General features: G+C 39.5%; 1 protein-coding gene. It reads right to left on the reverse strand.

Features of this window, described 5'->3' with window-relative positions; all coding sequences use genetic code 11:
- Positions 1 to 588: 588 nt before the first annotated feature.
- The gene (locus tag QVP67_RS00350; RefSeq protein WP_022161580.1) at positions 589 to 3525 is read right to left on the reverse strand and encodes a hypothetical protein; all 2937 of its coding nucleotides are present in this window, start codon (positions 3523 to 3525) and stop codon (positions 589 to 591) included.
- Between the last annotated feature and the right edge of the window lie 145 nt (positions 3526 to 3670).

Raw genomic sequence — 3670 nt, forward strand, 5'->3', positions numbered from 1 at the left:
CAAAAGTTCAATTAACACCACTTCATGACACCTGAAGGTAGTATTATAAAACGTTGATTCTGAGTGTATATAGAAGGGAAAAAGTAGTGGATGCGGTGGTGTTGGCACCTATAATTGATACTTAGGAGTAAAAAGGTGTAAGAATATAAGATAGAAAATCTTACTTTCTAACTGATAGTTGAGAAGCAGAATATATATCGTTGAGGGATGAGTTAAGGAATGGAGAGTAAAAATGGTCCTTTACAAAGAGATTGAAAATAGGGGCAGATATAGAATCAGAATTGGATGTAATAAGTCATTAGTTATTCACTGTCTGAACCGTTAACTAACGAGTAATATAAGTCGTAAATTATTTTATTGACAAACTATTAGTTATTCAGTTTGTAAGGCGATAAATAAAGCTCATTTGGGATAGGATATGTAGATATAGAATCAAAATACCTTATTCTAATAAGAAGGTGATTGTATTTGGCTGTATACTTTATGGTATTACAATGAGATAATACGTTCGTTCACCTTCCCCTCTCTATTGACAATAAAAAAGGTGAAGCATAAAGCTTCACCTTCTTTAATTAATTATAGAACTACTTAGTTCTGAGCAGCATTACCAGTCCAGTGATTGTTAACAGCAGTTGAGCAATCAGTGTAGTTGTGAATGTTTTTGATCGTACCACTGTTGTGTACATAACCCGGTACATTCAATGTCAATTTAGCACTGTTTCCTCCACGGAATGTTCCATAATTGCTAACATTCAGTTCTCCATTAACTGTAGCAGTAGCGCCGGTAGTATTTTGTTGCAATACAGCCAATTCACCGTGATTGATTGTAGTTTCACCTTCGATGCTCAAGGTACTTGTGTAAAGGATGAGATATTTGCCTATCGTTCCTTCCAAATTAACTCCATTCAATACAACACCTTTACCGAAATAGCCTCTGTTTTCACATGTGATAGAACCGCCATTCAAGCTAAATGTATCTTCGAATTTCAATGTTCCACCGTTGATAATCAGTTGGTTGGCATCAGCAGTCTTCACATTGTTGTTCAACTGTTCCAAAGTCATATCAGTGATGTTGTTTTCAATATATTGACAAGTCTGATCGTCATTATAAGAAACGTCACCCATTTCTGAATTGTCGATAATACCTTCACCTGATGTCACATTAGTAACAGATACTTGATCCAGAACCTTGATAAAGCCATTGTTCTTAATATTATGAACAGTTCCTGCATTTTCAATGGTAGATTCAATATCGTTCACAACACTTCCTTCTGTGTTCTTCTTTGTTATCATGATGGCACCATCTTTTACAGTAATCTTACCACCACGATAGTTACTAATGTACGAGAAGTTAACAGTTTTGTTTTCAGCTATAACCACGGTTCCATCATTGTAGAAGCGACGTTGCATACCGGTTGCTATAGCATTTGCATTGATGTTCAATGTTCCATGATTGTTCAACGCTTGCTCGCCTTCAGTCATAGCTGCATTCTCATATTCAAACTCAGAATCACCATTAATGTTCATGACATCATTATTGGTAACTTTCTTCTTGTATGTTTTACCAGTCAATGTCATTGTACCATCTTCGTTAAGCAGTTCATCATCTGCGTTGGCGATAGTAGCATTTCCTCCCTTGTTGGTTACATCTTTCTTTTGCAGAACCTTAACAAGGTATGTACCATAGTTTTTAACTACACCGTTTACATTATCAGCTTCGAAGTTACCAGTTACTTCGTTTTCAATGTCACCTTCAACATCGGCTGCATTAACTTTACCAGCATTGGTTATCTTAGACTTAATGGTAATGTCCTTGGTCTTAGTGTCGAGTTCACCACCTTCGGCAACGATAATTTCGCAGTTCTCAAGTACATCAAATGTATATGGAGCACTCGGATTTACCATGTTCACCAATTTTTCTTTAGCCTTCACTTGCTTGCTTTCGATGTTCAAGATAGTCTTAGCACTTGTAAGATCGCTTGTCGGATAGTGGAAATAGAGCTTGTTGATAGCATTGATAGGCAATTCTTTCGGCAGAGTGATGTATCCGTCAATGTGCAGACGAATGTTAGGCTTAGCTTTCAAGATGTCAAAAGCAGCTTTGCTCAATTCTACACGTTTGCCGATAGTTCTCAGCGTAACATCCTTCGCGCCGGTATTGTTGTTAGCCTGATCCAGTATCCATTCCAGTCTTTCGGTAGAGGCAACCTTGAAGTCGCTGATGCTGTAGCTTTGCAGTGCAGCAGCATCGACTGATGCCATGAATACTTGTGTCAAATCAGGTCTCAGGAACTTATGGGCCTGATCGCTGACTACGTCATCCCATTCAGAACCCTCTATACCACCTTGTGTTTGGGGTTTGCCCATATCAATGCGGGCTACCATCTGTTCGCCGTTACCGTTGCCAGAGGTTACCTTTTCAACAAATAACAAAACTTCGAAAGTTTCCTCTTCGTTATGATTATAAACGCCACCAGGCATTACAATACGACCTACTGCATAGTCACCGGCACCTACAATGTAATTGTCGCCAAACTGGATTTCATATTCATAAGTCGGAGCCAGCTCCATGTCAGTCTTCCAGAAATCACCTGACAATCCGTGAACTGTGGTAGACGGGTCGATGAGCAGAGAATTTCCGTTTGCTTTAACCGGATCGATCTGTTCATCTACACTTTCACCGTTTTCACCGATATAACGTTGAGCATGCAACCACATGTCACGGGTATGTTCTGTGAAATTCTTATCTTCCCATGTCTTATTGACATTGCCAAATTTAGCTGTTTTGGGAGCCAACATCATTGTTGTAGCCATCAGACGGGAAGTTCCGTCCAAATCAATTCCGTCGTTGGTTTCGTTAGTGCTGGTACGGATAACCATTTTGGTGACTTTCAGTTTCATACCAGTATTATTGGCTATCTTGAAGGCAGGAGTAGCGAACAAGGGCACGAAATCAAAATTGATTTTGTTTATACCTTCGTCCGTAGCATTGATAAACTTGTAGCCCAGCCATCTCTGATTGTCTTTGATAGCCTGCATCTGGAAATAGTCGCCTGTTGCAGGGTCGTAATTCTTCTGTACAGGGTTTACGCTCCATCCTACAAGACCACGATGGGTGAACTTCTTGTCGTAAGGGAAGTAGAAGAAATAGTTACCCTCGCAAACTGCCGCATCCTCAGGTGTGTTCCATGTAGTCACACCGTCTTTTTTAGTACGTATAAACGGATAATTGGTATGTACATAATCTGTAAACTTGTAGTGATCAATACCGTCTGCCAATTCGTCCCATGTATCCATCAGCAAAGCGCCGATTTTGTCGCCGTCATTGTAATACCATTGCCAACCTTTTTCCCCTTTGTCAAAGCTCAAACGAGTATTTGCTTCGTCAAATACCAAAGCAACCTTAGCAGTTGGTCTGTTGCCATCAACCACCACCGGAGCTTGTTCATTCAGAAAATCTTCATTAGAACAAGCAGCCAATAATGCGGTGATAGCCATAGTTGATAAAAATCTACTTGTTTTCATTTTTACTTTTTAGTTAATTAATTTAAGATAAAGTTATTCCTCTACAAATAATAATCATTAAACTTCTGGTATTCCACCGCCGAAGTTAGGATCAGAGCTTGCATCAAACCCCTTCTCTACTTCCACCTCCAGAACTTCCACTTCC

Origin of the sequence: Bacteroides sp. CAG:633 (genome assembly GCF_000435115.1) — a bacterium.
Lineage (GTDB): Bacteria > Bacteroidota > Bacteroidia > Bacteroidales > Bacteroidaceae > Bacteroides > Bacteroides ndongoniae.

What these genes read in the sequence shown, in the direction of transcription:
- QVP67_RS00350 (WP_022161580.1), bottom strand. Translation starts at nt 3,525, where the DNA reads ATGAAAACAAGTAGATTTTTATCAACTATGGCTATCACCGCATTATTG.